The organism is Pseudomonas sp. S3E17, from assembly GCF_024168685.1.
Classification (GTDB): Bacteria; Pseudomonadota; Gammaproteobacteria; order Pseudomonadales; family Pseudomonadaceae; genus Aquipseudomonas; species Aquipseudomonas marginalis.
Window position 1 is genome coordinate 1,643,217 of the sequence record NZ_JALJWE010000001.1, and the last position, 25,995, is coordinate 1,669,211.

Below are 25,995 nucleotides of genomic sequence, written 5' to 3' on the forward strand. Positions count from 1 at the left end.
AAGGCTCAGCCAAATTGAATGGGTGAGCCTCCCAGCCTGATCAGCGTTTACTCAGTTCCATAATCATCCGACTCAACAAGTAAATCCGCGGCGCCACGCTCTCCACCTCCGCATACTCCTGCGGCGTATGAATATTCCCCCCTACAATCCCAAACCCATCCAACGTCGGCGTCCCCACCCCGGCGGACAAACTGGCATCCGCCGCCCCGCCGCTGCCTTCAATGGTCAACGTCTTACCCAGCTCCCCGTAAATCCCCTGGGCAATCGCCACCAGCTTGTCCGACTCCGGCGTCTGCGGCATGGGCGGCAGGCCGCGTTTGAGGGTGGTGGTCACTTCGGTTTCCGGGATCAACTTGTTGGCGGAGACCCGCACCAAATCCTTCTCGATCCGGTCGAACTCTTCCGGCAATGCCGCACGCACGTCGGCCTTGGCCGTGGCTTGGTCGGGGATGACGTTGGTGCGGTCGCCCGCGTTGATCACGGTGAAGTTGATGGTGGTCTTCTTGTCTTCATCGCCGAGTTTGCCCAGTTGCAGAATCTGGTGCGCGGCTTCCATGGCGGCGTTGCGTCCCAGCTCCGGGGCGACGCCGGCGTGGGCGGCTTTGCCTTTGACTTCGACCACGGCGGTGGCACTGCCTTTGCGCCACACCACCAGGCCGTCGGCTGGGCGGCCGGGCTCCAGGTTCAGCGTGACGTCGTGGGCCTTGGCGGTGTTGCGGATCAGTTCAGAGGCGATGTCGGAACCGGTTTCTTCGCTGGCATCGAGCAGGAAGGTAATTTGTGCGTAGTCCTTGAACCCTTGGTTCTTCAGGACTTTGAGCGCGTAGATGCCGGCGACGATGCCGCCCTTGTCATCCATCACCCCGGGGCCATAGGCGCGGCCATCCTTGATGTGAAACGGCCGTTCGGCCGCCGAGCCTTCCTTGAACACGGTGTCCATGTGGGCCATCAGCAGGATTTTGGCCTTGCCGTTGCCCTTGAGGGTGGCGATCACATGGCTGCTGTTGGCGGTGGCATCCGGCACGCGCTCGATGGTGAAGCCCAGCTGTTTGAGTTCATCGACGGCGATGTCACTCACCTGGGTCAGGCCTGGCCCGTAGCCGGAGCCCGAATCGATATTCACCAGGCGTTCCAGCAGTTTCAAGGCCGGGGCCTTGTACTGCTCGGCGTCGGCCTGGATCTGTTTGTGGGGTTCGGCGCTGTAGGCCGGGACTGCAAAAGACAAGGCCAACGTGGCGGCCAGGAAAGTACGCGGGAAGGTGAAGGGCATGAACCGATCCTTGTTTTTTGTTGGGGTGCCGCCTCACCCTACCCCACTAGACCGACCGCAACCAAGTGCCTTGCACCGAACTGACCCGGTTGCGCCCGCTGCTCTTGGCTTCATACAGCGCCAGGTCTGCCTCATTGAGCCAACGGGTTGAGTCGACGTGCCCCGGTTGATACGGCGCCAGGCCGATGCTCAAGCTGGCACGCAATGAAGGGTCCTGGGCGTAGGCCAACGCGTTGAAGCGATCGCGCAACGCATCCATCACTTCGGTTGCACGGTTGAGCGGCATGCCCGGCAGGATCACGCAGAATTCATCGCCGCCATAGCGCCCGGCCAGGTCAGTAGTGCGCAGGTTCTGGCGCAGCACTTTGCCGAGCTGGCGCAGCACGATGTCGCCGGTGACGTGGCCATAGGTGTCGTTGATAAGCTTGAAATGGTCGATGTCGATCAATGCAATCGCGGCCCCTTGCTGTTCGCGGCAGCAACGTTGGAACTCGATCTCCAGGTGGTCTTTCCAGGCGCCATGGTTGAGCAGGCCGGTCAGGCTGTCGGTGCGACTCAGCGCCAGCAGTTCGCGTTTATGCCGGGCCAGGGTCACCGCCTGACGGTAACAGATCCAACCCAGCGCCAGCGGGTACACCATCAGAATCGGCAGGCAGGCATAGAGCTGGACCGGGGTGGTCGTGGCGATAAAGGCCGGGGTGAATATCAACAGCGACGTGCCGATGCCCAGCGCCTGCGCCGCCCAGCCCGCCAGCATGAAGCGCGGACCGCCGATGGCGACGTTGTTCATGGTCATCATCGACAGGGTCGTCACACCGGGAAGCGGGTTGAAGTGCATGGCCGCAACCCAGAAACCGCCGCAAAACGAATCGAACAGCAAATTGCGGCGCTCACTGCGCAGCGTATGGGTAGTACGCAACGAGCGCTGAAAGGCCACGACCGGCCAGACAAAGGCGTTGATCACCATCCAGGCCCACACCCACGGGGCCGGATCCAGCGGGTACATGCCAAACACCACGCACACAAAACCGAGCGTCAGCCCTAAGGTGCGGGATTTATACAAACGGGTAGCGAGCGGAAGTCCTTTTCCTCCAACGGCTGGCATGGAGGGCTGTAATCCTGGATGAATGCCTGGAGTCTATCAGGGCGCCAGCAATTAGCCACCACTGCTAATTCCCCCGCTAAAACGTTCAGTGGGAAAAACCGCGGGCCAGCATCAATGCCACACCCAGCAGCAGTACCGCCGTGATCCGCTGCAACACCACACGGCGCTGGGGGTTTTCCAGCACATGCTTGATGCGCTGGCCGAAGTAGCAATACAGGCAACCGCTGGCAAATTGCAGCACCAGGAAGGTCGCCCCGAGGATGGCGATATCCACCGCCGAACGGTGCTCCTCTGCCCCGGCGAACTGTGGGAATACAGCGCTGAACATGATGAGGGTCTTGGGGTTGGAAAAGCCGGTCAGCAGTCCTTTGCCGAACAGGCTGCGCGAGCCCTCCACGGCAGCCGCCTTGCCGATCGACACGCCGCTGCCGGTCCACTGCTTGTAGGCCAGATAGAGAATGTAGGCCACTCCGACCAACTGAATGGCCTGGGTGATGGCGAGATTGCCCTTGATCAGTGCCGAAAAGCCCACGGCAAAGATCAGGATGGAAATCAGGTACGACACACTGGCACCGAGTTGCGCCGGGATCGAACTGCGCAAACCGCTCTTCAAGCCCAGACTCAACAGCAGCAGGGTCATGGGGCCGGGGCTGAAGGTCATGGTGGCGCAAAACAGCAGGAAGTAGAGATACGAAGAGAGCGTCAATGCGCTGGTCATGGCCTTGGACCCAGGGTGAGAAGGCCTGCAGTTTAGGCAAGCGGCGTTGCATAAGGCAGGTAAAGTCAGGCCTAATCCGGCCGAACTTCACCGGTAAAATCAACGGTAAACGCAAGGAAGGTTTATGTTTATACCCGCCATCACGTTTGTGAACGGCACACCCAAGGTGCAGCAGATCGTCGAGGCGTTCAGCCAGCTCATCGAGACCGGCGAATGGGCACCCGGCAGCAAGTTGCCGTCGGTGCGGGAGTTGACCCAGGTCCTGGGCGTCAGCAAGTTCACCCTCAACGAAGCCCTGGACCGCCTGCGCGGGCGCAACCTGCTCACCTCCAGCCAGGGCCGTGGCTACTTCGTGGCCGTTGACAGGGTGCGCCCGGCCTCGGCGAGCTGGGTCGACCTGCTGCCCCAGGACCTGCTCAGCGTATTGCGCCGCCCCCTAGCCTCGGTCTACGGCGACCTGCGCCCCGGCGGCGGCCACTTGCCAGAAGCGTGGCTGGACAACGAAGCCTTCCGCCAGGCCATGCGCAGCACCGTGCGCGCGCCGTCGCTACGCATCGCCGCACTGGGCACACCCGCCGGGCTGCTGCCCTTGCGCCAGGCCCTGCAACAGAAGCTGCATGCCGATGGTTTGTCGGTGCCGGTGGAACAAATCATCACCACCCCCAACACCGTGCAGGGCCTGGACATGCTCATGCGCCTGCTCGCCAGGCCCGGCGACACGGTGCTGCTCGACGCACCGTGCTATTTCAACTTTCACGCCAACCTGGCCTTGCACGGGGTCAAGATCGTGACCATCGAGCGGCGCCCCGACGGCTTCGACTTCAGCGTTCTCGAGCAGTTGCTGGCCGAACATCGCCCCAGCCTGTACCTGACCACCAGCGTGCTGCATAACCCCACCGGCCACTCCTTCAGCCCCAGCCAGGCGTTTCGCCTGTTGCAACTGACCCAGCAGTATCACTGCCATATCATCGAAGATGACCTCTACGCCGACCTGCACCCCAACCCACCGCCGCGCCTGGCCACTGTCGCCGGCCTCGACCAGGTCACCTACCTTTCGGGCTTCTCCAAAGTCCTCAGCGCCAACGCCCGTGTCAGCTATGTGGTGGCCGCACCGCAACTGGCGGCCAACCTTACCCATATGAAGCTGATGAGTGGCGGCGTGACCTCGGAACTGTTCGAGCAGATCGTCTACCGCATGCTCAGCGAAGGCGGCTACGCCAAGCACCGCAAGCGCATGGTCCAACGCCTGATGGAAGCCGGCGGGCGCGTGGAGCAATGGCTGCGGCGCTGCGGGTGCGAGTTGCCGATGGCCTATGAGGGCGGGATGTTTATCTGGGCACGCCTGCCAGCGGGTGTGAACGGCGAATGGTTGGCCCAGGAAGCGTTGAAACGCAGCCTGGTCCTGGCGCCGGGCGCGCTCTTCGGCTACGACCCGGCCCATCGCGATTCGATGCGTTTCAACGTGGCCCACAGTGATGAGCCACGGGTGCAGCAGGTGTTTGAAGCGCTGTTACTCGAAGCCGTGCGCGGATCCTGAACGACCGCGGCGGTTCTGCTACCCCCTGCGACGTTCGATCCATTCTTGTGCGTTGACCCATTCTGTTACACACCATATAGTGTGCCCACAAACAGAACAGACCACTACATAGTGTGCAGTATCGGTATTGACCGACCACACTCTGCGCAGTATTTCAATGCCTGGCAGCCTGCAAATAAGATTTTTTTGGACGGGTTCACATGCCGTCAAAACAGAACAGAAGGGAGTATTTCAATGCTGAGTTGGGATGAAGTCGACAACGAGGACACCGGTGCAGCCGTGATCAAGGGCGCCAACGCCGGCCACGCCAGCGAAGCCAACATGGACCGCCTCGACGGTGCCGGCGCCGCCGCCGCCATCGAAGCCCGCGCCGTCACCGCCAGTGACTCCGCCGCCATCGTCCGCGCCAAGGCTGCCCTGGACAAACTCGACGTCGCCGAAGGCCTCGCCGAACTCGAAGGCGCCTCCGCCCGCGTCGCCGTTGACGAAAAGCGCATGATCAACTGCCGCGCCGACCTCAACCAACTCGTGCCCTTCAAGTACGACTGGGCCTGGCAGAAATACCTCGACGGCTGCGCTAACCACTGGATGCCGCAAGAGGTCAACATGACCGCCGACATCGCCCTGTGGAAAAACCCCGAAGGCCTGACCGACGACGAACGCCGCATCGTCATGCGCAACCTCGGCTTCTTCTCCACCGCCGACTCCCTGGTCGCCAACAACCTGGTGCTGGCCGTGTACCGCCTGATCACCAATCCGGAGTGCCGCCAGTACATCCTGCGCCAGGCTTTCGAAGAAGCGATCCACACCCACGCCTACCAGTACTGCATCGAATCGTTGGCCATGGACGAAGGCGAGATCTTCAACATGTACCACGAGATCCCATCGGTCGCCAAAAAGGCAGCCTGGGGCCTGAAATACACCCGCTCGATCTCCGATCCGAAGTTCGAAACCGGTACCGTCGAGACTGATAAAGAGCTGCTGCGCAACCTGGTCGCCTACTACTGCGTGCTGGAAGGCATCTTCTTCTATTGCGGCTTCACCCAGATTTTGTCCATGGGCCGCCGCAATAAAATGACCGGCGTTGCCGAGCAGTTCCAGTACATCCTGCGCGATGAGTCGATGCACTTGAACTTCGGTATAGATGTGATCAACCAGATCAAGATCGAAAACCCGCATCTGTGGGATGCCGAGATGAAGGAAGAAGCGACCCAGATGATCCTGCAAGGGACGCAGCTGGAGATTGAATATGCGCGGGATACCATGCCGCGTGGGGTGCTCGGTATGAACGCTGCGATGATGGAAGACTATCTGAAGTTCATCGCTAACCGTCGCCTTTCGCAGATTGGGTTGAAGGAAGAATATCCGGGGACGACCAACCCGTTCCCGTGGATGAGTGAAATCATGGACTTGAAGAAAGAGAAAAACTTCTTCGAAACCCGTGTGATCGAGTATCAGACCGGCGGTGCGCTGAGCTGGGATTGATTAAAAAACGGCCCCTTTCTGGGGCCGTGTTGTTTCACTTGTCGATGTTTTTTATGCCCAATCAAACCATCAAGACCCCCTGCGTCGGCCTGTGCTCCACCGTTTACGGCGACCTGGTCTGCCGGGGCTGCAAGCGTTATCACCATGAAGTGATCCAGTGGAATGGCTACAACGCCGAGGAAAAGCAGGCGGTATGGCTGCGCCTTGAGCAATTGCTGGTGCAGGTCATGGCCAGCAAGCTGGAGGTGTCCGACCCGCAGCGCCTGCGCCAGCAACTGGAGGACCGCAAGATTCGCTTTATGCCGCACCAGTCGCCGTATTGCTGGGCGTACCAGTTGATTGCCCGGGGCGCTCGGGTGATTTCCAGGCTGGACGCGTATGGGTTGGCGTTGTTGCCGGAGTTTCGCGAGCGCAGCCTGGCGGATTTGCGCGATGCCATTGACCGGGAGTTTTTCCTGCTGTCCGAGGCGCATTACGAGCGGTATATCGCCCCGGGATTTATACGCGAAGTGTTTGGCCCGCCCCTCATCGCCAGCAGTATGTGACCGTCGCAGCTGTCGAGCCTTGGCGAGGCTGCGTCAGGCCCTCACCAACAGCCCAAGCAACTGCCACGGCGTCATCTTCGTCACCATGATCATCACGATCACAAACATCCCCAGGAACCCGAAAACGCCCAGCCAGAACCATTGCCGATAAACACCACGGTATCCATCATCCAGTGCCGTCTCGGTCTGGACCGCCCGAGAGGCCATCCGATGCAAGCGCTTCTGCAGCACCAGCACCGGCAACCACAGCGAGCCCACGCAGAGGAAGATGATCAACGCGGTCAGTACCCATTCAGTGGTCACCGGCAGCCCGGCCAGCCGGATCAGCAGCAAGCCCGTGATGATCTGGATGACGCCCGCCGGCGTGGTGATCCAGGTGTCGAACCGTACGACCATGCGCGCCACATGGGCGATCACCTGCGGATTGCCGGTACGGCTGGCGGCGATCAGCATCCTGCGCAGCGTCAGGTCCTGCCAGCCCAGCACGTCGTGCACCTGGCCCTGCTTGAGTTGCTTGATCGGTTTGCCCGCATAGGCAAGCACGCCTTCGATGGTCGACAGCCCCGGCATCTTGGCCGACGAGGAAATGCCATGCTCGATGGCGTCGATGCGCATGAAGCGATCGCGGTACTGATCGATGAGGGCGGACGACAACGTCGGCACAGAGCTGCAACCGCTGAGGACGGCCACGCCCGCCTGCCGGGCTTTCGCGTCCAGCACGCCGATGCCATTGACGAAGGTCCGGCAATCCGCCAGGTCGCAGTAGTTCACGCCCGCGTCGATGCAGTGCTGGGCGACGGCATAGGACTGCCCCTGGAACGGGCCGCCGGTGTGGATCACCAACTGGATGTCCATCGACTGCAAGACGCCAGCGAACCCGACCGCCATGGCGTCGCCGCACCAGCTTTCGCACTCGCGGCCGGAGGATGTTTTCAACGCATAGACTTTGCCCCGCAACTTGTGTGGGTGGCGGCCCGAGACCACCAGCTCAATGCCCGGCGCGCCCGCCAAGTGCCGGCAAATGATGCTGCCGAAGTTGCCGTAGCCGCCGATCACCATCACCCTGAGTGCCATTGCCTGCTTCCTTGATCAATCAATTGTGCGCCGAGCCTGAAGCGGCCGGCGGTTGAAGATACCCGATGTATCTAACCGCCTGAGCCAGGATCGACACTCAGGCAGCATTGCTCCCAAGCCTCAGGGCTGCTTACGATAAAACCCGGTCAGATAGTCCTGGCTGTCCGGCGCCGAGTTGTGCTCGATCACGGCAAAACCCTTCACCAGTTGGATATGATACGGCCCGGCCCGAGGGGGCGCCTGGGGTGCGCGCACGATGATCAGGTTTGCGGTTTCCATCGGCACGCGTTGGTGCGTAGTGATGATGATCTTGTCGGTGCCGGTGTCTTTGAGCGTCACGCTGAGTTCCGCCACTTCCCGGCCCTGGGCATCGCGTTCGGGAAGGATTTTCAGGTCCAGGTCACCGTCGCGGTCGAGGAAGTCGTCGCGCATCTGGTAATGGCCATCGCGCTGGTCGCGGGCCACGTCGCCGAGTTTGTCGTACTCAGGCTCCCGGTCCTGCCTATGCAGTTGAATCTGCAGTTCGGGCTGGTCGCCGCTGGCGCCACTGATCCAGGTGCCCGCGTAGGCATAAGGTTCGACGGTTTCCCGCGTGATGCGCCAGATGCCGGTTTGACGGCCGTCATCGGCATATTCGTGCAGGTAGATAAACGACTGATCGCCGTATTCCCCCTGATCCCCCACCAGTTTGATCGGCTTGCCGCTACCGCTTTTGGTGTAGCGCAACTCACCGATCAGCACCGCGCCCTGTTGCTGGTACCAGAGCTGCACCGGGATCTTGCCGTTGAGGGTGCCGGCCAGGAACTCGGGGTCTTCGTTGACCGGCCCTTCCAGCCTGGGCGTTTCCAGCCACTGGCCGTCCTTCCACTCACCGGTGGTGCGCAGCATGTAGCCGCTGGGCATGCTGTTGTTGGCGTCATCGTCCGTCGCCGGCACTTCCGCCTGGGTGTACGCGCTGAGTCGCACCAGTTTGCCGTCGCGCATCTGATAGCGGCTGGCGCGGGTCCAGCAGCAACCCCGGTCGGTCTGCGAATGGATAATGCCGTCCTTGGGATTGATCGAAAACATCCCGCCGGAGGTCTCCTTGGCGAGCTCGGTCAAGGGGCCATTCAGCACCCAGTGGGGCTTGTGCGGGTCTTGCAGATACACGTCGTAACTGGACTGGAAGTCCTTATCCGCCCCGGTGCCATTGCGGATCGCCAGGTCCTGGCGGCCGTCCTGGTTGAAATCGGCGAAGTACACCACGCCGTTCTCCCCCATCAGGCGCCAGTCCACGGTTCTGCCTTGCTGGTCCAGCGGCACCTGGGCATCCGGGGTCTGCAATTGCTGAAGGATTTCGAGGGAGCGTTTGTCGCGCAGGGTGATGAGCGCCGGCGCCAGGTGCTGCAAGTCCTGCGGCACCTCCGGGAACAACACCTCGACCAGGTATTGACCGCTGGGGTCATTGACCGAGAACGAACGGGGCTCGGCCATGACGGGAGCGGCCAGGGCCAGGGAGAGGAGTACACCGCTGAGTCGCGTACGCATCCAACGCATCCTTGCTGAAATTCGGGGGCGGCAGTGTAAAGGCAAATGGCGAAGGCTTCGAACAAATCGCTGTTTAGGCGCACTCAATGGCTGCTATGTTTTGTGCCTCACGAGCCAAAGGACGCGCCATGGAACCGTTAGCCACCAACGCTGCATTGGTGCTCATCGACATGCAGCAGGGCATGAATGACCCGAAGCTCGGGCGCCGCAACAACCCGCAGGCCGAGCAACAGTTGCAGCAATTGCTCGGCGCCTGGCGGCAGTCGGGTCGGCCTGTGGTGCACGTCAGGCACATCTCCCGTACCACCGGCTCGGTATTCTGGCCGGGCCAGCCGGGCTGCGAATTTCAGCCTGCGCTGCAACCGCTGGCCCACGAACACGTGGTGGAAAAGAACGTACCCTGTGCCTTTATCGCCACCGGGCTGGAACGCTGGCTGCACGCGCGTTCGATCAAGCAACTGGTGATCGCCGGGGTGATCACCAACAACTCCGTCGAAGCAACGGCACGTACAGGCGGCAACCTCGGCTTTGATGTGCTCGTCGCCCCAGACGCCTGCTACACCTTCGATCAAACCGATGGGTCCGGGCGCCTGTGGCCAGCGGAGGACGTGCACGCGCTGTCGCTGAGCAACCTGGCCATGGACTACGCCAGGGTGGTCGAGACGGCCGGGATTCTCGGCGCTATGCGCTGAACACGCCGGCTTGCACCAGCATGTCAACCAGCGCTTCAGGCCAGACCGTTTCCTCGGTGGCACGCAACGCCTGAGCCGACCACCAATGATGGTCCGCCATCACCTGGGTCTCTTCCAGCGTCCACTCAGCCCTGGACAGTTCGGTGCTGGCGGTGTGCACCACAAAGTAGTGCTCGACGGCCGACACCGTTTCACCGCTGGGCAGCATCAGCGCAAACCGGCGCTCGGCGATAGGCGCGGCAACGGCCTGCACCTGGATACCGGTTTCCTCGCGCAGCTCGCGGATTGCAGCGGCCTCGAAAGTCTCCCCCGGTTCGACACCGCCGCCAGGGGTAGCCCAGTAATTTTGACCGGCCAGTGCGCCGTCTTTATGGATGAACCTGAAGAGCAGTACTTCGTGCGCGGGGTTGATCACCAGCAGTCGTGCAGCCTTTCGTTCACGCATGGGTCTTCCTTGGGGTCGGGGGTTGATGAGCCTGCAGATACGCCCTCAGCATCAAGATGGTTTGCTGCTCCAGCGCAGCCTCGAACGCAGGCGCGGCGTTCCCCTCAAGCAGGGTGCGCACCGGGCCGACGATGGCACTCAGCGAGATCGCCGCGACCAGGCCAGGGTCGTCAAAGTGGGCGTCGGACGCCGTTGCCAGCATGGCTGCAATCGCGCCCACCATGCGCAGGTTGATACGTGCGACCAACTCCGGCCCGCCGCGTTCGGCTGCGATCGCATACAGCGCCTTGGATACCGCCTGTTCGCGCAATTTTGCGGTGAGTAATGCCTTGACCAGGCCGCCCGCCATCTCCGCAACCGACGCGCCCTGAAGCCCGGAGCACGCCAGTTCGACGCTATCGGCCACGCGCACCAGGTGTTTTTCCAGAATGGCGGCGAGCAACGCATCGCGATTTGGGTAGTACTGGTAGAGACTGCCCACCGACATTCCCGCGCGCTCCGCCACCCGCGTAGTGGTGCAGCGCACCAGGCCCTGCTGGGTCAAAACCTGAAGGGTTGCCTCATGCAATGCTTCGACGGTTGCCGCGGAGCGTGCTTGAACCGCTGATTTTCTTGGTTTCAATGACGCTTTGACGGTGCTCATGGAATGCGAATTCCAAAATCTGAAGGATCCTTCATATTAGGGCCTTATTCAGTTCAAGCAAGAGCAGCAGTCATGAGCAACCTGGCAAGCAGCGGTACCTTCACCCTTGGCGACCATAAGGTCAACCGCATCGGCTACGGCACAATGCAACTGGCTGGGCCGGGTGTATTCGGCCCGCCCAAGGACCGGGATGCGGCCCTGGCGGTACTGCGTGAGGCCGTCGCAGCCGGTGTGAACCATATCGATACCAGCGATTTCTACGGACCGCACGTCACCAACCAAATTATCCGCGAGGCACTGCATCCTTACCGGGACGACCTCACGATCGTCACCAAGATCGGCGCCCGTCGCGACGATCAAGGTGGATAGCATGGCGCAGCATCGAAGGCGGAACTGACCCAGGCCGTGCATGACAACTTGCGTAACCTGGGCCTGGACGTGCTGGATGTGGTCAATTTCCGTTGCACCCACAACCTGATGGGCACGGCAGAAGGCTCGATCGCAGCGCCCCTGGCCGCACTCGCCGAACTGCAACAGCAGGGCCTGGTACGCCATATCGGCATCAGCAACGTCACGCCGACGCAAGTGGCCGAAGCCCGTGGCCTGATTGAGTTCGTCTGCGTGCAGAACCTGTACAACATCGCCCACCAACACGACAACGCCTTGATCGATGAGCTGGCCAGGGACGGCATCGCCTATGTACCGTTCTTCCCCCTAGGCGGATTTACCCCGGTCCAATCATCGACACTGACCAACGTTGCCCAGCGCCTGGGCGTAACGCCAAAGCAACTGGCCCTGGCGTGGTTGCTGCGTCGCTCAGCGAATATCCTGCTGATTCCGGGGACCTCATCGGTCGCTCATTTGCGAGAAAACCTCGCCGTAGCCGAACTGGACCTGACGGACGACGTGCTGGCAGAACTGAACGACATCGCAGGGTAAACGCATCAGCCTGCCAGTAATTGCGCGATAGCCTTACGCAGCTCCCCATGCACGTCTTCTGCGTACGGCAGCGCATTTTTCCAGTCATAAAACCAAACGGGCATCTTGCGCTTGTCATCCGGTTCCGAGGCGTAGCGCGGGAAAATATGGCAATGCAACTCCGGCTCCGAATTGCCCAGGATCTCGTAGTTCATCCGCAATGCACCGCTGGCTTGCAGCACCGCGTCGCCGATGCGCGCCATGTCGAGCAGGTAGATCGCGCGGGCGTCGGCATCCAGGTCGTTCAGGCTGGCGACCACCGGGTCGGGCAATAGCAGGTAGTAGCCAGGCAGGAATTGCACATCGCCCATCACGGCCCAGCCTGAGGGCATGCGGCAGATGACTTTGTCGTTAATGCCGTTGCGGGCCTGTTCTACGCGTTCCATGATCAGCGGCATACCCTGTCCTTGCGTTAGGTGAGTGCGGGCTGCATCTTAACCATCGTCGACATTTTCAGCACTGGAAACAGCCCATGCGCATTGCCTGCCTTCATACCGCCGCCAGCAATATCAGCGTGTTTGAAACCGCCGCGAAAGCACTGGGTATCGGCGCTGATGTGCTACGCCATGAAGTGCGCGCCGACCTGTTGGCTGCTGCCGAAAACGCCGGTCATCTGAGCGCCGACATCTGCGCATCCACCGCATCAGCCCTGCTTGCACTGGCTGAACAGGCCGACGCCGTGGTGCTCACCTGCTCGACCCTGGGTCCGGTCGTTGAAGGTATCTGCAGCAGTGTCCCGATCCTGAGGACAGACGAAGCGCTGGCCGCCTCGGCGGTGCAGGATGGCGGAAAAATTGCGGTGCTGTGCGCGGTGGAAACCACCCTCGAACCTACCGCGCGGCTGTTTCACAAGGCCGCGCTGCAATCGAACGCGGTCGTCGAAGTGCGGCTGGTTCCGGGGGCATGGCGCTTATTCAAGGCGGGTGACATCGACGGCTACCTGGCGACAATCGCCAGAGCTGCCGATGCCGCCTATAGGGATGGAATGACACGGGTTGCGCTGGGCCAGGCGTCGATGAGCGCGGCCGCCGTGCAGGTAACGGCCGGCCCGCTGCCCCTCACCAGCGCAGCGGCCGGGCTGGCGGCCGCTATGCGGGCCGTTGCCCTCAGTGCGGTTGTGCGACCATTGCACGCCAGGCCTGAACGCTAGGTCGCTCGTTGACCCTGGCCTGCCAGGCGCGCAGGGCTTCACACGTCTGCGGCACCGGCAATTGCACCAGGTCCGCGAAGATCATGCCGCCGAGTAACGCGATATCGGCCATCGAGAAGGCATCGCCCGCCACAAAGTCGCGGGTCTTGAGCACGTTATCGAAATAGTGCATCCCCCTGACCGCCTTGTCCCGCATGCGCATGCCCCATTCGGCGTTCTGATAAAGCTCTACCTCAGGCCCAAGCCCAGGGGTGGCATGATGGAAATACACGCTGACCGCATCCATCAATTCAATCTCTGCGCGCTTGGTCATCATGTGGATCAGGCCTTGCTCGGTCGGCGTCATGCCGGTGAGGGTCGGGTTGCCATCGAGCGTGTCCAGGTACTGGGTGATAGCCGTGCATTCAGCGATGAACGTGCCGTCGTCCAGTTGCAGCACTGGCAGGGTGCCGGAGTAGTTGAGGGCCAGGAACTCAGGTTGTTTGTGCTCCCCTTTCCATAGGTTGACCGACACGAACTCAACGCGCGGCAACAGATTTTTCTCGGCCAGCGCTATACGAACGCGCGCTGGATAGGGGCCGTTGTACCAATCATAAATCTTCATCAACGGCGGTTGGGATACGTCGGGTTGTGGTTGTTGGAACGTCATGATCTGCTCGCCTACCTGTCAAGTGGTAGGTGGAGACTGGAGGTATTATTTCAGACTGTCAAGCATTACCTACCAGTTGGCAGGTAAAACCTTATCAGCGTAGAATTCGCCCCTCCCCACACTGAAGAGCAATCCACACGTGAGTGAAAATGCCCGCGAAGCGATTCTGGAGGCCGCCAGACTCGCCGCTCAGCACTACGGCTACAGTGGCATCAACTTCCGCAGCATCGGCGAAACGGTGGGGATCAAGAACGCCAGTATCTATTACCACTTCCCGAGCAAAGCCGATCTCGGCGCAGCCGTTGCCAGGCGCTATTGGGAAGACGCTGCCAACGCCCTCGCGGCGATACGCAGTGAGAACCCGGATCCGCTGCAGTGCCTGCGTGCTTATCCGAGCATCTTTCGAAAATCACTCGAAGACGGCAACCGCTTGTGCCTCTCCAGCTTTATGGCGGCCGAATATAAGGACCTGCCGGAGCCGGTGAAGGAAGAGATACTGACGTTTGCCAATATCAACGTAGCCTGGCTGGCGGCGTTGCTTGCTGAGCTCGAACCCGCCGGTGCAGAGGCCTGCGAGCGTCGCGCGCGTGCCATCTACACCGCCATTGCCGGCGCGCAGTTGATTGCTCGCACCCGGGCCGATCTCGGTTTGTACGACGAATTGGTCCAGAGTTATCGGGACGCGGGGCTTATCCCGGCGTGACAAGCTGGAGCCCTGCCGGCGACAGGTGGCGCTCCAGCAATGGCCCCATCGCTGTTGGCCCAACAACACTGCTTGGACAGCTTGTGCTGAATCAACACACGCCTCCTCCCCCAAAAATCCACATATCCCATTGAAATAAAAGCATTTAATCCTCTGGCATGGCGCGTGCAATCGCCTTCGTATACTGACGAAGGAATACCCCCATGCCCCAGACACTGCCCCAGGCGCTGTTGCGCCAAGCCCACACCCGAGGGTCGGCGATTGCCTTGCGCTTCAAGCGCCTGGGCATATGGCATGAGCGCAGCTGGAGCGCGGTGGCTGACGAGGTCAGCCAGCTCGCCGCCGCCTTGCATCAGCGCCGCTTCGGGCCTGACGATAACCTGTTGATCCTCAGCCAGGCGCGCCCCGAAGCGTTGCTGCTGGCGCTGGCCGCGCAATGGCTGGGCGCCAGCGTGACGCTGCTGGACCCGGACCGCGACAACCGGGCGCTGCTGGCCGGGCTGCGACCGCGCTTCGTGCTCGTGCAAGACCTGGAAGCGCTGCAACAACTCGGTGAACGCGGGGTGGTGGTGTTTCTTGACGGGCGTGGCCTGAGCCAGTTCGCAGACGCCGATTTGATCGACTATACCGAGCTGCGTGCCGATGCACCGCCACCCGCCCACGCCCCGCAGCCGAACGACACCGCCTTCGTCTTTCATGCCGACACCTCCCTGCACTTGACCCACGGGCAACTGCTCGCGGGCGCCCGAACGCTGGTCGACCGCGAACACCTCGGCGCCGACGACGAAGCCCTCGCCGCGCGGGTGTTTGCCGCCAGCGGGCAGGCACGCTACCTGCTCGCGCCCTGGCTGCACGCCGGCTTTCGGCTGAACTTCCCCGAGGCCCTCGCCACCCGCGACACCGACCGCCGCGAGCTGGGCCCGACCCTGGTGCTGGGCACCCGCGAATCCTATGGGCGCCTGGAGCAATGGGTGCGTGAACGCCTGCCACTGCCGGGCAACTTCAGCCATCGTTTATACGACTGGGCCATGCAGCCGACACCCTCCCCCGTGCGCCGCTGGCTGGGCCATTGGCTGGTGCGTCGCCCGTTGCTGGATGTGCTGGGCATGAGCCGCCTGCGCGTGCCCTTGCTGGTCGGGCCGCCGCTGCATCCGGAAAGTGCCGCCTTCTTTGCGGCCCTGGGCATTCGTCCCGGCCATTGGCAAGAGCCGTCCACCCGCCACGAACCCAGCGACCACTTGCTGCCTCAATCTGCCTGACGAGCCTTCCATGCCCACACCCACTGAAGCGGTATTACTGCGGCTCGATGACATCTCCCTGTCGTTCAAGGGCATCAAGGCCATCACCTCCATCAGTTTCGAGGTCAAGGCCGGTGACATCTGCGGCCTGATCGGCCCCAACGGCGCGGGTAAAAGCTCGCTGCTCAATGTGATCAACGGGGTCTACCACCCCCAGGGCGGCAGCATCCGCTACGCCGGCCAGACCCGGCGGCGCATGCGTGCGCACCAGGCGGCCGAAGGCGGGATTGCGCGGACCTTCCAGAATATCGCGCTGTTCAAAGGCATGAGCGTGCTCGACAACGTGCTCACCGGGCGCAACCTCAAGCGCCGCAGCAGTTGGCTGGAACAGATGCTGCGCCTGGGCCGTGCGCCACGGGAGGACGACGCCCACCGCCTGCACGCGGAAAAGGTGATTGCCTTCCTGCAGATCCATCCCTGGCGCCATGTGCTGGTGGGCACCCTGCCCTATGGCCTGCAAAAACGTGTCGAACTGGCCCGCGCCCTGGCCGCCGAACCGACCCTGCTGTTGCTGGATGAACCCATGGCCGGCATGAACGCTCAGGAGAAAGCCCAGATGAGCCAGTTCATCCGCGACATCAACCGCGAGTTCGGCACCACCGTGGTGCTGATCGAACACGACATCGGCGTGGTCATGGGCTTGTGCGACCACGTGGTGGTCCTCGACTACGGTCGCAAGATCGGCGACGGCACCCCGCAACAGGTGCGCGCCAACCCCGATGTCATCGCCGCCTACCTGGGGACCTGAGCATGGAATTTTTCTTCGAAGTGCTGATCGGCGGCCTGCTGGCGGGCGTGATGTATGCCCTGGTAGCGATTGGTTTTGTACTGATCTACAAGGCCTCCGGCGTGTTCAATTTTGCCCAGGGCGCCATGGTGCTGTTCGCCGCGCTGACGTTTGTCAGCCTGTTGGAGCGCGGCTTCCCGTTTGCCTGGGCGTTCCTGATCACCCTGGCGAGCATGGTGGTGCTGGCGCTGCTGATCGAAAAAGTGGTGCTGCGGCCCTTGGTCAATCGTCCACCGATCATCCTCTTCATGGCGACCCTCGGGCTGTCCTACCTGATCGAAGGCTTTGCGCAGTTCCTGTGGGGTGCGCAGGTGCACGGGCTGGACCTGGGCATCGCCGACGAGCCGCTGGAAATCCGCGGCATGTTGCTTTCGCAATTCGACCTGTTTGCCGCCGGCACCGCCGCCGCCCTGGTGATCGTGCTGTCGCTGCTGTTCAACAAGACCCGGGTGGGCCTGTCGTTGCGTGCGGTGGCCGATGACCCGCTGGCGTCCATGGCCATCGGTATTCGCCTGCCGCGCATCTGGGCGTTGGTGTGGGCGGTGGCCGGGTTCGTCGGCCTGGTGGCCGGGTTGCTCTGGGGCGCGCGCCTGGGGGTGCAGTTCTCGCTCTCGCTGGTGGTGCTCAAGGCGCTGCCGGTGCTGATCATCGGCGGGTTCTCGTCCATCGGCGGGGCGATTGTCGGCGGCCTGATCATCGGCGCAGCGGAGAAGATCGCCGAGATCTACCTCGGCCCGATCATCGGCAGCGGCATCGAGAACTGGGTGCCCTACGTCCTCGCGTTGCTGTTCCTGCTGGTGCGGCCTGCCGGGTTGTTCGGCGAGCGCGCCATCGAACGGGTTTGATTGTCCTTGGGGAAATGCCTGCATGTTGTATCAAGAAGTCGGTCAAATCAGCACCTCCTACGCGGCCGAGCGCCGCACCTTTCGCCTGCGCCAGGACCGCGTCGCGCTGTGGCTGCTGCTGGGCGTGGCGTTTTTTGCGGTGCCCTGGCTGGGCAATGACTACTGGTTCAGCGCGATCCTGGTGCCGCTGCTGGTGCTGTCGCTGGCCGGGCTGGGGCTCAACCTGCTGACGGGCTACGCCGGGCAACTTTCACTCGGCTCGGCGGCGTTCATGGCGGTGGGCGCGTTTGCCGCCTACAACCTGCAGTTGCGGGTGCCCGGCCTGCCGCTGCTGGTGAGCTTTGCCCTGGGTGGCGTGATCGCCGCCGCGGTGGCGGTGTTCTTCGGCTTGCCGAGCCTGCGCATCAAGGGCTTTTACCTGCTGGTGGCGACCCTGGCCGCGCAGTTCGTGGTGGAGTGGGTGCTCACCCGCTTCAGCTGGTTTACCAACGACAACGCCTCGGGCGTGATCACCTCACCGCCGCTGCTGATTGCCGGGCTGGATTTCAGCTCACCGCGCGGCCGCTACGTGCTGACGCTGGCCGTGGTGGTGACGCTGTTCTGGCTGGGCAAGAACCTGGTGCGCAGCGAGCTGGGCCGCAACTGGATGGCGGTGCGCGACATGGACACCGCCGCTGCCGTCATCGGCATTCGCCTGCTGAAGGCCAAGCTGCTGGCGTTTGCCATCAGCGGCTTCTACCTGGGCGTCGCCGGCTCACTGTGGGCGTTCGCCTACCTCGGCACGGTCGAGCCCCACGGCTTTGACCTGAGCCGCTCGTTCCAGGTGCTGTTCATCATCATTATCGGCGGCCTGGGCAGCGTGCTCGGCAACGTCCTTGGCGCGGCATTCATCGTGTTGTTCCCGATCCTGCTGGCCAATCTCTTCGCGCTGTTGCCCGCTGGACTGATGGATGCCGGACAGCTGGAGAACATCCAGAAGATGCTGTTTGGCGCGCTGATCATCGCGTTTTTGATCAAGGAACCGGAGGGGCTGGCCCGTCTGTGGCAGCGCTTTCGTCAACGGGCCAGGGTTTGGCCGCTGCGTTACTGAACTCAATAACCCCCCAGGAATGACCTCCATGACACACCGCTTATCGCTGCGCCGCCTGGCCTTGGGCCTGGCCCTGATCACCGCCGGGCTCACGGCCGGCGCCCAGGCTGCCAACGAACAATACTTCCCGTTGCAGAGCTACCGGGTCGGTCCGTACGCCGCCGGTGGCACCGGTTTCTTCGGGGGCTTTATCGACTACCTGCAATACATCAATGCCAAGGGCGGGGTGAACGGCGTCAAGCTGACCTGGAGCGAATGCGAGACCGAGTACGTGGTGGAAAAAGGCGTCGAATGCTATGAGCGCCTCAAGGGTGGGCTCAACGGTGCACCGGCCGCCGCCACCAACCCGCTGTCAGTCGGCATCGCCTATGCCACCCTGGACCGCTCCACCGCCGACAAGCTGCCGCTGATCACCATCAACCATGGCCGCACCGACTCTACCGACGGCAGCGTGTTCCCCTACGTGTTCCCGCTGCAGCTCAACCCGTATTCGGAAGTCTCGGCGATCATCAACTACATCGGCCAACGCGAAGGCGGCGCCGACAAGCTCAAGGGCAAGAAAATCGCCGTGCTCTACCACGGCTCGCCCTACGGCAAGGAAACCAATGGCGTGCTCGAAACCCTGGCGAAGAACGCCGGCTTCGAACTGACCCTGCTGGAAGTGCCGCACCCCGGCAACGAGCAGCAATCGCAGTGGCTGAACATCCGACGCCTCAAGCCCGACTGGGTGATCCTGCGCGGCTGGGGTGTGATGAACCCGGTGGCGCTCAAGTCCGCGCAGAAAGTCGGCTACCCGGCCGATCACATCATCGGCAATATCTGGAGCAACTCCGAAGAAGACGTGGTACCGGCCGGTGCCGCCGCCAAAGGCTTTATCTCGATCACCACCCACCCGTCGGGCACCGACTTCCCGGTGCTGCAAGGGATCAAGCAAAGCGTGGTAGACGCCGGTAAGGGCAACCTGGCCGACCCCAAGCGTTTCGGCACCGTGTATTACAACCTGGGCGTGGTCAACGGCATCCTCAACGTCGAAGCCCTGCGCCTGGCCCAGGAAAAATACGGGCAAAAACCATTGACCGGCGAGCAGGTACGCTGGGGCTTCGAACACCTGAACCTCGACGACGCACGCCTGCAGGCCCTGGGCGCCAAGGGTCTGGTGCAACCGCTGAAACTCTCCTGCGCCGACCACGAAGGCGGCGGCGCCGTGCGCTTCCAGCAATGGGATGGCCAACGCTGGAACCTGATCAGCGACTGGGTACAGGCCGACCGCGCCCTGCTGCGGCCGATCATCGAAGCCTCGGCGGCGCAGTACGCCAAGGAGAAAGGCATCACGCCGCGGGATTGCAGCAAAGAGCAGTAAGCCCGAAATAGACCGTTGTTGAGCGCTCACCCGGAGTGGGTAGTACCGCCCAGGCGCTCAGCAACCCAATCGGCAATCCAGGCGCCGGCGTTCGAGGTGTTGTCCAGGCTGCTGTGGTGGATACCGCCTTCACGCGGGGTGAACACCTTCAATTCGCGATCCGGGCTGTTGGTGAGTTGGTCATAGGACTGATGCGCGTACGCCAGCGGAATCTGTCGGTCGGCCTCGCCATGACTCACCAGGAACGGCACCTTGATACGCTCCATTACCCCGTTGAGGTGCACCTGCTCGGCGAGCGTCATGAACGCCTCCATGCTGCTCGCACCCCACACCCAGCACACGTGCTCCCAGTAGTGCGGCACCGGTCGTTCACCTTCGCGGGCCAGGCGGCGCTTCTGCATTTCGCCCCAGTTATGGTTCGCCCCCCACACTGCGCCCAGGGCGAAGCGCGGTTCGAACGCTACAGCGCGCGGGCAGTAATACCCACCCAGGGACACCCCCAGCAAGCCGATACGCAGCGGGTCGATTTCGCGGCGGGTTTGCAGGTAGTCCATCAGCGGGCTGGCCCACAGTTCGGTGTTGACGACTGCGGTCATGCCATGCAGGCGCAGGGCTTCGCCGGTGCCGGGCTGGTCGATGAACAGGCTGGAGATGCCGCGTTTGGCAAGCAATTGCGGGAACAGCCCGGCGCGATGGACCATCTCCTTGGTGCTGTCCAGGCCATTGATCACCACCAGACACGGCGCCGCGTCAGTTACGCCCTCAGCCGGGGTGAACAGCCCGGCGAGATGGGCACCGTCGTAGGGAATTTCAAACCGCCGGGTATTTTCGCCAGACAGTTCGACGCCTTCGGCGAAGGTGCGCAGAAACTTGGCGTACAACGCTTTGCGAGGCGCATAACCGTGAGCCTGCATACGCTCGGCAGTGATGAAATACACCGCCGCGCGGTTCAACTTGTCACCGGCGCTGAGCCACCTGCCGGCCGCCTTGTCTTCCTGCGCCAAGGCCACCAGGTTGTCGCCTCCAGCCTCCCAGGCGGCCATAAACGCCCGGGTGCCCGCATCGTCACCCTGGCGGGCTACCTCCAGCAGCGGCCGGCACATGGTGTCGATCTCGCCGATCTTGCCGCCCATCTCGATGGCTGCCGCAACTGCCAGGCTCCACACATAATTGGTTTCGAAATACTGGAACATGCTCATGGGTCAATCCTTGTGAAAATCAGCGGCGCATAGCCGGGAATTCGCCCTGGTAAAAGGTCACGTCCCAGGGAATGTCGTCCTGCATGAACGCAGGCGGGTTGCCCATCCACTGGGCCGTGCCGAAGCGAAACTCCCATTCGCGCGGTACCCAACTGTCGTCGAGGTAATCGGTGTCGGCGCCGTACTCGGCCTCACCACCGGTGGGTGAGTTGAAGTAGCAGAAGATTGCCGAAGCGATGCGGTGGCGGCCGGTACCGAGAAAGCCATGCTGCCAACCGCGTCGGGTCATGTAATTGGAGCCGACCATCACCTCGTCGAAGTCCTCGACCCCGAAGCAGGTGTGATGAAAACGCGGCACCCCGCCCGCCCCCGGTGCCTTGTTATTGAGCAGGAAGGTGTTGTGGTGCTCATTGGCACCGTCGGCGCGCAGGTAGGTACCCACGCCTTTCTGATGGTCGGACAGGCGAAAGTTCAGACGGTCGCGAAAGAACGCAAAGCTCTGCCAATAGTCATCCACGGCAAACACCACGTGGTTGATGGTTTTAGGTCGAGCCCGCGTGCGCCATTTGCGGTGCTGGTTGAGACGGTTGACGTTGCCGGCAGCGTTGACCGGGTCGGGGGCGTAAGTGACTTTCCTGCGGTTGAACACGCGAAGCCCCAAGGCCTGGCCGCAATCGCTGAGAAAGTGCCAGGCATCATCCTCGCCCAGGAGAACCTCACGGTCGCTGGACAAGTCGGCGACCAGCCGCGCCAGGTTTTCAGCGTTGTCCACGCCCCAGATGGTCTCCTTCACACCGAAGCCTTCGTAGCGCGACGCCGGAATAGAGGGGTGATGCATTTCGCGCACGATAATGGTCGAGCCTTCCTCCAGTCGATACAGGCTTTCCTGATCGTTGGCACTGAGGCGCACCAGGCCGAAATCATCAAAGAAGCGCGAGGCCAGGGCCAGGTCCTCGACGCCATACAACAGGGTGTCGATGCCGATGATCGCCATCTCAGGTCTCCTGGAAAGTGAAATTGCGCTGCATGGTTGTGTCCTCGTCAAACAGGGGTCTAAGGCCAGAGTAAGAAGCCCGGCCCATGCCGACTAATCGTTTGTCGACATGGGTTCTATCCATGGCGTGGATGGCTTCAGACGCCCGCCATGGAGTGCGGCGAATCAGTGACGGCTGTTCAAACCCAGCATCTCGTCGAATTGCACATGCAACAGCAGCCCGGCGGCATAACCATCGCGCGGGTTGACGCCGGTGTAGGGGTTCAACCAACTGCTGGCTCCCCACGTACGCAGCACGAAGGGGCTGAGAACGATGCTGTCGGTGAGGATGAAGTTGGCGTCCAGCGCGACCGCATACTCGTTGCGCCCGGGGCGGTAGCTGCCACCGCCCGATGCCGCGTGGGCCTCTTCAAGGAAGCGTTGCTCGCGACTGGTCAGCTGTGCCCAGTTGACGTTCACCGAATAGCTGTCGAACGGTCGGCTGCGAAAGGGTGCAGAAAGAATCAGCCCTGCGTTGCCTTGGGTGCCGACGCCATTGGTGGTGCCTTCATCAAGTGTGTGGGTCAAGCTGGCATAGGCTGCTACCGCTGTTGGGTTGAGGTCTTGGGTGGCGCCGCCGTCCTGGCGCCAGACGGTTTTCTTGGCGCCCAGGTAGAAACCTGTCACGCCCTTGCGGGTATCGGCAGCGGCAGTTGTGTCAGTGACTTTCGAAGTGCCGTTGACCGTGAAATAGGGGTCGGTCTGTTGCCCGTTATTGTGAAAGCCCAGCACCTCGAACGTTTGCGGGTAGGCTTGCATGCGATAGTCGGTGCGATAGGCCAGGTTCGCCAGGTAAACCGTACTCAAGGTGCCGCCACTTTCGCCGACGTCGCGCTCCCAGCCGTTGGTGAAAGGATAGGCATTGTTGCTGCGCCACGCACCGACCTGCGCGCGCACGGCGGGGCTGAAATCGTAGCCGACGCGCGCACCCCAGTTGGCGTAGGGCGGCGGGTTGATACCGGCCGTGTCCTGCAGGATCGCGTTCACGCATCCCAGCGGCACGTTGCACAGTGGCAGCGCAAAGTAGTTGCCGGCGTTGCTCTTGCCCGCTTCGACTGACAGCTTGTCGTCGAGCAATTTCTGCTCGTAGGTGAACAGGCTCAGGTGGCTGACATTCGGAATGTAAGGGCCCGGTTTACCGGCAATCACATCACCCACCTGCCCACCGTAGTCCAGGTTGCTGGTCCAGGGCACGTACAGCTGCTCGAAGTGGATCGTCCCACCGGGCAGGCCAATGAGCTTGTCGAGGTTGAAGTCGGCGCCGATGGCAAAGATGGTCAGTGACTCGTGGTTACCGGTGTACAGGCCGGCGCTGGGGTTGCGCAGGTAAATTTCAGTCATCGACAGGTGCGGGCTCACACCATGGTCGTTGAGCCACTTGCCCTGCGCCTCAAGAAGCTTGCCACTTTTGGGTGGCACATTGGGCTCCACATTCAATACGCGCGGACCGACTTTTTCATTCGGGTACTCGTCGCTCGGCGCGGCGGCAGCCAGGGCGGGGCCTGCCGTCACGATGATCAATGCACAACCAACCGCCATTCGAATCGTCATGTTCAGTCTCTTTTGTTGTTTTTATGAGATAAGGGGGGCCTGCTCCGGTACCAGGGCACCGGAGTGTTCGGTCATTCCAGGGTCAGGCGTCTTCGAGATTGACGCCGGTCAGGCGCAGGTTGCGTGCCGCGCGGCACTTCACCAGGCTGGCGCCGAGTGCCAGCAGTACCACCGGCAGGCAGAGCCAGCCGGCCCAGCCAATGGTGGTGGCCAGGCTTCCGCTGACCTTGCCAACGGCCACGACCAGGATCGGGCTGAAAAACATGCCCAGGCAGTAGCTGCCGTACCACATGCCAGTGCCCAACCCGCGGCGCTGCCACGGCAGTTCACGCATGTTCCAGATGGCCAGGGTGGGCAACATCAGGCCGCAGCCCAGGCCGTTGATCAGTGCAACAACCATGATTGCCTGCCAGGTGTGCATCGCCGGAATCAACAGAAAGCTGGTAGCGATCAGGCCAAAGGCCAGGGCCAGGCAATGGGGGGTGCGCAGGCCCAGGCGAGTCAGCAGGTGCACGCTAAGAGTACCCAGCACGATCATCACGCTGCACGCCGACGCGACGAGGCCGGCGGTCTGCGGCGACGGTTCGCCGATGTCCCCGAGCAGGTAGGCCATCTGGATCTGCAGGATCATGAACATAACCGCGCCGATGAAGGTCACCACACAAATCCCCAGCATCAGCAACGGCCGAAAGCTCACGTTGTTGCGCGCCTGCTCTTCGTCCGACGCCATGCTGGCGGCGCGCGGTTCCCACAGCATGACCTTGCTCAATAGCGCCAGTGCCAGGGGCACCGCGTAGACCACATAGGGCATGCGCCAGCCAAGTTCACCCAAGGCGCCGCCTACCATGAAGAACAGGATCGCCGACGACGACGCAAAGGTGGTTTGCAGCGCCAGGTACTTCTGGCGTTGCGCACCGCTGTAGTAGTCGCCGATCAGCATGGTGCTGATGGTCACCACCACCGCCTCCACGCAGCCCAGGGCGATACGACTGACGATGATTGCGTAGAGCGAGTCGAGGAACATCGGCATCAGGCCGAACACGCCGTAGCCGACAATCGACGCCACCAGCAATTGCTTGCGCCCATACCGATCGGCCAACACGCCCACCAGCGGGCTGAGCAACGCCACCAGCAAGCCGGGAATAGTCAGTGCCACCGGGATCAGGAACTCGACGTTAGGCACGTCGGAAAAATGCGCCTGCATCTGTGGCAGGCTCGGCGCTACCACGATGGCCGCCATCGGTGACAGACAATTGATCAACAACAACAGGTACGTCGCGAGGGTCGCCTTTGACTGGGTGACGCGGGTAGGAGCGTTCATGGCCTCTCCGGATTGTTATTATTAAAGGGTGAAACGCACGCTGGGGTATTACAACTGCAGGGTTCGCTCGATCAGTTGCTCGATGCCTCCATCATGGCGCAAGCCCAGGGCTTCGGATGCCTCGGCATGCAAGGGCGGGTAGCGGCCGAAATTCGCCTCCAGGTGTTCATCAGGCTGGTACTCCACCTGTGCACGGCGGTCTTCGCCGAAACGCCTGCACAGCCCGTCGACCAACTGCGCCATACTCAGGTGCAACACCGGCAGCGCGAACACTCGCCGCGCCACCAGTCGCTCGGGCGCCAGCGTAGCGGCGTGCAGCAGGTTATCGACACAGCGTGCCGCCGACATCCACCAGGCCTGCGCCTGCGGCGATACCGGGCACTCGAAACGCGTGCCCGCCGCCAGCGCCCAGAACACCTCGCTCATGAACGCCGACAACAACCCGGAAGGTTGCGGCGGGCGGGCCACAATGCCCGGTAAGCGCAGGCTGATGCCATCGATCCAGCCACGGCGGCTGAAATCATCGATCAGCAACTCACCCATCAATTTCTGGGTGGCGTAACTCAATTGCGGGTGCAGGGGCGTATGGTCGTCTACCGCGGTCGCCAAGGGCGAGCCATACACCGCAATGGTGCTGGCGAACACTACCCGCGCCGGGTTGGGTTGATCCTTGAGCCCTTCCAGCAACGCCAACGTGGCGTCCAGGTTGACTCGACGGCCCAGGCTGTAGTCGCGCTCGGCGGCCCCACCGGGGATGCTCGCCAAATGGAAGGCGATATCGACCGGCGTTTCCAGGGCATCGGCCAGCAACCGCAGGTCGGCGATACTGCCGGCAAGGCAGCGCACGCGGGGGTCCGGCGGTATCTGAGGAAACGCCAGGTCCAGCAGGGTCAAACGTGTCCAGCCCGGCAGTGCATAGGGATCGGCCAGTAAGCGACGTACCAGGGTGGCGCCCACAAAACCATTGGCGCCGGTGATCAATACATGCAT

General features: G+C 62.3%; 25 protein-coding genes and 1 pseudogene. 12 read left to right on the plus strand and 14 right to left on the minus strand.

Features of this window, described 5'->3' with window-relative positions; translation table 11 throughout:
* Positions 1-40: 40 nt before the first annotated feature.
* The 3 genes from J3D60_RS06955 to J3D60_RS06965 all read right to left on the minus strand — a co-directional run bounded on the left by J3D60_RS06955 (position 41) and on the right by J3D60_RS06965 (position 3,093).
* The gene (locus tag J3D60_RS06955; protein ID WP_253490583.1) at positions 41-1,270 is read right to left on the minus strand and encodes a M20/M25/M40 family metallo-hydrolase; all 1,230 of its coding nucleotides are present in this window, start codon (positions 1,268-1,270) and stop codon (positions 41-43) included.
* Between the two features lie 46 nt (positions 1,271-1,316).
* Complete coding sequence (locus tag J3D60_RS06960) at positions 1,317-2,375, minus strand: diguanylate cyclase (RefSeq protein ID WP_253490585.1); 1,059 nt, start codon at positions 2,373-2,375, stop codon at positions 1,317-1,319.
* Positions 2,376-2,460: 85 nt separating this feature from the next.
* On the minus strand, positions 2,461-3,093 hold the full coding sequence (locus tag J3D60_RS06965; protein WP_253490587.1) for a LysE family translocator: 633 nt from the start codon (positions 3,091-3,093) through the stop codon (positions 2,461-2,463).
* 124 nt (positions 3,094-3,217) lie between these two features.
* Between J3D60_RS06965 and J3D60_RS06970 the strand changes: the two genes are divergently transcribed.
* The 3 genes from J3D60_RS06970 (at position 3,218) to J3D60_RS06980 (ending at position 6,660) form a co-directional block, all read left to right on the plus strand.
* Entirely contained in the window at positions 3,218-4,630 is a 1,413-nt protein-coding gene (locus tag J3D60_RS06970; RefSeq protein ID WP_253490589.1) for a PLP-dependent aminotransferase family protein, read from the plus strand.
* A 234-nt stretch (positions 4,631-4,864) separates the two neighbouring features.
* Positions 4,865-6,115, plus strand: a complete 1,251-nt coding sequence (locus J3D60_RS06975; protein ID WP_253490590.1) for a ribonucleotide-diphosphate reductase subunit beta — start codon at positions 4,865-4,867, stop codon at positions 6,113-6,115.
* A 53-nt stretch (positions 6,116-6,168) separates the two neighbouring features.
* The gene (locus J3D60_RS06980; RefSeq protein ID WP_065942129.1) at positions 6,169-6,660 is read left to right on the plus strand and encodes a DUF1289 domain-containing protein; all 492 of its coding nucleotides are present in this window, start codon (positions 6,169-6,171) and stop codon (positions 6,658-6,660) included.
* Between the two features lie 33 nt (positions 6,661-6,693).
* Here the strand turns inward: J3D60_RS06980 and J3D60_RS06985 are convergent, their stop codons facing one another.
* Both J3D60_RS06985 and J3D60_RS06990 read right to left on the minus strand, forming a co-directional pair.
* Positions 6,694-7,734 carry a DUF2269 family protein gene (locus J3D60_RS06985; protein ID WP_253490591.1) on the minus strand — a complete coding sequence of 347 codons (1,041 nt, stop codon included), beginning with the start codon at positions 7,732-7,734 and terminating at the stop codon, positions 6,694-6,696.
* A gap of 120 nt (positions 7,735-7,854) precedes the next feature.
* Complete coding sequence (locus J3D60_RS06990) at positions 7,855-9,261, minus strand: hypothetical protein (RefSeq protein WP_253490592.1); 1,407 nt, start codon at positions 9,259-9,261, stop codon at positions 7,855-7,857.
* Positions 9,262-9,389: 128 nt separating this feature from the next.
* Here J3D60_RS06990 and J3D60_RS06995 point away from each other — a divergent pair, with 128 nt between their 5' ends.
* Complete coding sequence (locus J3D60_RS06995; RefSeq protein ID WP_253490593.1) at positions 9,390-9,953, plus strand: cysteine hydrolase family protein; 564 nt, start codon at positions 9,390-9,392, stop codon at positions 9,951-9,953.
* Here J3D60_RS06995 and J3D60_RS07000 read toward each other — a convergent pair.
* Positions 9,943-10,398, minus strand: coding sequence for an NUDIX hydrolase (locus J3D60_RS07000; protein ID WP_065942113.1), 456 nt, complete (start codon positions 10,396-10,398; stop codon positions 9,943-9,945). The genes J3D60_RS06995 and J3D60_RS07000 overlap by 11 nt on opposite strands.
* Positions 10,391-11,041, minus strand: coding sequence for a TetR/AcrR family transcriptional regulator (locus tag J3D60_RS07005; protein ID WP_253490594.1), 651 nt, complete (start codon positions 11,039-11,041; stop codon positions 10,391-10,393). The genes J3D60_RS07000 and J3D60_RS07005 overlap by 8 nt, the downstream gene beginning before the upstream one ends.
* Positions 11,042-11,113: 72 nt before the next feature.
* Between J3D60_RS07005 and J3D60_RS07010 the strand changes: the two are divergent.
* Positions 11,114-11,980, plus strand: a pseudogene (locus J3D60_RS07010) (aldo/keto reductase family oxidoreductase).
* 5 nt (positions 11,981-11,985) lie between these two features.
* Here the strand turns inward: J3D60_RS07010 and J3D60_RS07015 are convergent.
* Positions 11,986-12,417 (minus strand): HIT family protein, encoded by a 432-nt coding sequence (locus tag J3D60_RS07015; protein WP_253490595.1) that lies wholly within the window; start codon positions 12,415-12,417, stop codon positions 11,986-11,988.
* A gap of 74 nt (positions 12,418-12,491) precedes the next feature.
* Here J3D60_RS07015 and J3D60_RS07020 point away from each other — a divergent pair, with 74 nt between their 5' ends.
* Positions 12,492-13,169 carry an aspartate/glutamate racemase family protein gene (locus J3D60_RS07020; RefSeq protein ID WP_253490597.1) on the plus strand — a complete coding sequence of 226 codons (678 nt, stop codon included), beginning with the start codon at positions 12,492-12,494 and terminating at the stop codon, positions 13,167-13,169.
* On the opposite strand, the gene J3D60_RS07025 is transcribed toward J3D60_RS07020, so the two are convergent.
* Positions 13,126-13,818, minus strand: coding sequence for a glutathione S-transferase family protein (locus J3D60_RS07025; RefSeq protein WP_253490599.1), 693 nt, complete (start codon positions 13,816-13,818; stop codon positions 13,126-13,128). The two genes, J3D60_RS07020 and J3D60_RS07025, sit on opposite strands and share 44 nt — an antisense overlap.
* A 139-nt stretch (positions 13,819-13,957) precedes the next feature.
* Between J3D60_RS07025 and J3D60_RS07030 the strand changes: the two genes are divergently transcribed.
* From J3D60_RS07030 to J3D60_RS07055, 6 genes are all read left to right on the plus strand, one after another.
* Positions 13,958-14,521, plus strand: coding sequence for a TetR/AcrR family transcriptional regulator (locus tag J3D60_RS07030; RefSeq protein WP_253490600.1), 564 nt, complete (start codon positions 13,958-13,960; stop codon positions 14,519-14,521).
* 203 nt (positions 14,522-14,724) lie between these two features.
* The gene (locus J3D60_RS07035; protein WP_253490601.1) at positions 14,725-15,780 is read left to right on the plus strand and encodes an AMP-binding protein; all 1,056 of its coding nucleotides are present in this window, start codon (positions 14,725-14,727) and stop codon (positions 15,778-15,780) included.
* A gap of 10 nt (positions 15,781-15,790) precedes the next feature.
* Positions 15,791-16,567 carry an ABC transporter ATP-binding protein gene (locus tag J3D60_RS07040; protein ID WP_065928065.1) on the plus strand — a complete coding sequence of 259 codons (777 nt, stop codon included), beginning with the start codon at positions 15,791-15,793 and terminating at the stop codon, positions 16,565-16,567.
* Positions 16,568-16,569: 2 nt separating this feature from the next.
* On the plus strand, positions 16,570-17,451 hold the full coding sequence (locus tag J3D60_RS07045; RefSeq protein ID WP_253490602.1) for a branched-chain amino acid ABC transporter permease: 882 nt from the start codon (positions 16,570-16,572) through the stop codon (positions 17,449-17,451).
* Positions 17,452-17,473: 22 nt separating this feature from the next.
* Positions 17,474-18,541, plus strand: coding sequence for a branched-chain amino acid ABC transporter permease (locus J3D60_RS07050; protein WP_253490603.1), 1,068 nt, complete (start codon positions 17,474-17,476; stop codon positions 18,539-18,541).
* 28 nt (positions 18,542-18,569) lie between these two features.
* On the plus strand, positions 18,570-19,901 hold the full coding sequence (locus J3D60_RS07055; protein ID WP_027608469.1) for an ABC transporter substrate-binding protein: 1,332 nt from the start codon (positions 18,570-18,572) through the stop codon (positions 19,899-19,901).
* Between the two features lie 26 nt (positions 19,902-19,927).
* Here J3D60_RS07055 and J3D60_RS07060 read toward each other — a convergent pair whose 3' ends face one another.
* The 5 genes from J3D60_RS07060 to J3D60_RS07080 form a co-directional block, all read right to left on the minus strand.
* Positions 19,928-21,094, minus strand: a complete 1,167-nt coding sequence (locus J3D60_RS07060; RefSeq protein WP_253493976.1) for a S9 family peptidase — start codon at positions 21,092-21,094, stop codon at positions 19,928-19,930.
* A gap of 25 nt (positions 21,095-21,119) precedes the next feature.
* On the minus strand, positions 21,120-22,094 hold the full coding sequence (locus J3D60_RS07065; RefSeq protein ID WP_253490604.1) for a VOC family protein: 975 nt from the start codon (positions 22,092-22,094) through the stop codon (positions 21,120-21,122).
* A 165-nt stretch (positions 22,095-22,259) separates the two neighbouring features.
* Entirely contained in the window at positions 22,260-23,684 is a 1,425-nt protein-coding gene (locus J3D60_RS07070; RefSeq protein WP_253490605.1) for a carbohydrate porin, read from the minus strand.
* Between the two features lie 82 nt (positions 23,685-23,766).
* A complete protein-coding gene (locus J3D60_RS07075; RefSeq protein WP_027608473.1) occupies positions 23,767-25,005 on the minus strand; it encodes an MFS transporter in 1,239 nt (412 codons plus the stop codon).
* A gap of 48 nt (positions 25,006-25,053) precedes the next feature.
* Positions 25,054-25,995, minus strand: a complete 942-nt coding sequence (locus tag J3D60_RS07080) for an NAD-dependent epimerase/dehydratase family protein (protein WP_092356976.1) — start codon at positions 25,993-25,995, stop codon at positions 25,054-25,056.

Coding starts and splice junctions, on each gene's coding strand:
- J3D60_RS06955 (WP_253490583.1), bottom strand. CDS start 1,270: ATGCCCTTCACCTTCCCGCGTACTTTCCTGGCCGCCACGTTGGCCTTG.
- J3D60_RS06960 (WP_253490585.1), bottom strand. CDS start 2,375: ATGCCAGCCGTTGGAGGAAAAGGACTTCCGCTCGCTACCCGTTTGTAT.
- J3D60_RS06965 (WP_253490587.1), bottom strand. CDS start 3,093: ATGACCAGCGCATTGACGCTCTCTTCGTATCTCTACTTCCTGCTGTTT.
- J3D60_RS06970 (WP_253490589.1), top strand. CDS start 3,218: ATGTTTATACCCGCCATCACGTTTGTGAACGGCACACCCAAGGTGCAG.
- J3D60_RS06975 (WP_253490590.1), top strand. CDS start 4,865: ATGCTGAGTTGGGATGAAGTCGACAACGAGGACACCGGTGCAGCCGTG.
- J3D60_RS06980 (WP_065942129.1), top strand. CDS start 6,169: ATGCCCAATCAAACCATCAAGACCCCCTGCGTCGGCCTGTGCTCCACC.
- J3D60_RS06985 (WP_253490591.1), bottom strand. CDS start 7,734: ATGGCACTCAGGGTGATGGTGATCGGCGGCTACGGCAACTTCGGCAGC.
- J3D60_RS06990 (WP_253490592.1), bottom strand. CDS start 9,261: ATGCGTACGCGACTCAGCGGTGTACTCCTCTCCCTGGCCCTGGCCGCT.
- J3D60_RS06995 (WP_253490593.1), top strand. CDS start 9,390: ATGGAACCGTTAGCCACCAACGCTGCATTGGTGCTCATCGACATGCAG.
- J3D60_RS07000 (WP_065942113.1), bottom strand. CDS start 10,398: ATGCGTGAACGAAAGGCTGCACGACTGCTGGTGATCAACCCCGCGCAC.
- J3D60_RS07005 (WP_253490594.1), bottom strand. CDS start 11,041: ATGAGCACCGTCAAAGCGTCATTGAAACCAAGAAAATCAGCGGTTCAA.
- J3D60_RS07015 (WP_253490595.1), bottom strand. CDS start 12,417: ATGCCGCTGATCATGGAACGCGTAGAACAGGCCCGCAACGGCATTAAC.
- J3D60_RS07020 (WP_253490597.1), top strand. CDS start 12,492: ATGCGCATTGCCTGCCTTCATACCGCCGCCAGCAATATCAGCGTGTTT.
- J3D60_RS07025 (WP_253490599.1), bottom strand. CDS start 13,818: ATGACGTTCCAACAACCACAACCCGACGTATCCCAACCGCCGTTGATG.
- J3D60_RS07035 (WP_253490601.1), top strand. CDS start 14,725: ATGCCCCAGACACTGCCCCAGGCGCTGTTGCGCCAAGCCCACACCCGA.
- J3D60_RS07040 (WP_065928065.1), top strand. CDS start 15,791: ATGCCCACACCCACTGAAGCGGTATTACTGCGGCTCGATGACATCTCC.
- J3D60_RS07045 (WP_253490602.1), top strand. CDS start 16,570: ATGGAATTTTTCTTCGAAGTGCTGATCGGCGGCCTGCTGGCGGGCGTG.
- J3D60_RS07050 (WP_253490603.1), top strand. CDS start 17,474: ATGTTGTATCAAGAAGTCGGTCAAATCAGCACCTCCTACGCGGCCGAG.
- J3D60_RS07055 (WP_027608469.1), top strand. CDS start 18,570: ATGACACACCGCTTATCGCTGCGCCGCCTGGCCTTGGGCCTGGCCCTG.
- J3D60_RS07060 (WP_253493976.1), bottom strand. CDS start 21,094: ATGTTCCAGTATTTCGAAACCAATTATGTGTGGAGCCTGGCAGTTGCG.
- J3D60_RS07065 (WP_253490604.1), bottom strand. CDS start 22,094: ATGGCGATCATCGGCATCGACACCCTGTTGTATGGCGTCGAGGACCTG.
- J3D60_RS07070 (WP_253490605.1), bottom strand. CDS start 23,684: ATGACGATTCGAATGGCGGTTGGTTGTGCATTGATCATCGTGACGGCA.
- J3D60_RS07075 (WP_027608473.1), bottom strand. CDS start 25,005: ATGAACGCTCCTACCCGCGTCACCCAGTCAAAGGCGACCCTCGCGACG.
- J3D60_RS07080 (WP_092356976.1), bottom strand. CDS start 25,995: ATGCATGTATTGATCACCGGCGCCAATGGTTTTGTGGGCGCCACCCTG.